This window comes from Pseudoalteromonas sp. S554, assembly GCF_005930865.1.
Lineage (GTDB): Bacteria > Pseudomonadota > Gammaproteobacteria > Enterobacterales > Alteromonadaceae > Pseudoalteromonas > Pseudoalteromonas marina.
On the sequence record NZ_PNDV01000025.1, the window covers coordinates 1 to 1242 of the forward strand.

3 tRNA genes are annotated in these 1242 nt (G+C 42.6%); 2 read left to right on the forward strand and 1 reads right to left on the reverse strand.

The features are described 5' to 3' along the window. Window positions 1–221 precede the first annotated feature (221 nt). A tRNA-Val gene (locus tag CWB65_RS06290) sits at window positions 222–297 on the reverse strand. A gap of 728 nt (window positions 298–1025) precedes the next feature. Between CWB65_RS06290 and CWB65_RS06295 the strand changes: the two genes are divergently transcribed. Next, window positions 1026–1101, forward strand: a tRNA-Ala gene (locus CWB65_RS06295). 36 nt (window positions 1102–1137) lie between these two features. Then, window positions 1138–1213 (forward strand) — tRNA-Glu (locus CWB65_RS06300). Window positions 1214–1242 lie beyond the last annotated feature (29 nt).

Below are 1242 nucleotides of genomic sequence, written 5' to 3' on the forward strand. Positions count from 1 at the left end.
CCCCCCCCCCCCCCCCCCCCCCCCCCCCCCCCCCCCCCCCCCCCCCCCCCCCCCCCCCCCCCCCCCCCCCCCCACAACACACACCACACCCCCCCATAAACCAATCTAGTACTGGACTTTAACCAGTGAACTTCTCTGTTACTTGTAAGTAGCAGTGATGTTCTCTTTTTCTAAATGAACATAGAGTCCGTATAGAATTTAGATGCGAACACTTTTATATGTGGTGGGTGATACTGGACTTGAACCAGTGACCCTCGCCTTGTAAGGGCGATGCTCTCCCAACTGAGCTAATCACCCGCATCTAAACAACATCACATTGCTGCGTTGTTGTGGGGCGCTATTATAGATAGAGTTGAAAATGTGTCAACACTTGAATGACAAAAATGTACTGAATGAAGGTTTTATAAACAACAAGATATGGCGGGCGTCTATTTTATAGGCAAAACATGTTCAGTAACGTAATTGTGTGGTGTATTTGTGGTGTTTATAACTCACATTAGTGGTTAATCTAGTTTTTTGGGGGAATACACAAGCGATCACTTTTAATTGTTGAACATTTAAACCTTCTATAATAAGAATATATATTTTGTTACCTCTCTAAAAAGTCATAACAAATAAAATAGAAAAAGTATTTTAAAGTGCAACTAATAAAAAGCATGTGTGTTTTACTACATTTACCCAACTGGCCTGTTGATATGAAAGTGGGATGTTAGGTCGGTAATTTATAAATTATATTTGCAATGTTTGAATTGCATATAAATGTATACCTTTTGAGGGTAGGGTAGTGAACTACAATTCACTGACTAGCAACGCTACATAAAATAAAAGTGTAGGGGAGTCTCATTAGGGCAATGATTTTAATCAAATTGTGTTTTTTAGCATGCTTGATAGCCAGTTTGTTGAAAATTAAACCATTTAAATAAAGCTGGATAAAAAACTGTTGACTTTATTTGGGGTGGTGCATAGAATGCGCCCCGCACTAAGCAATACACGACGTAGTTATTACGGCGAGTGTTGATTAAGTTGGGGCTATAGCTCAGCTGGGAGAGCGCTTCGCTGGCAGTGAAGAGGTCTGCGGTTCGATCCCGCATAGCTCCACCAATTATTAGTGTTTGTCCTAGGGTAGCAGTTTTATGTGTCCCCATCGTCTAGAGGCCTAGGACACCGCCCTTTCACGGCGGTAACAGGGGTTCGAATCCCCTTGGGGACGCCACTTACTATTAAAATAGTCAGTGTAGTCGT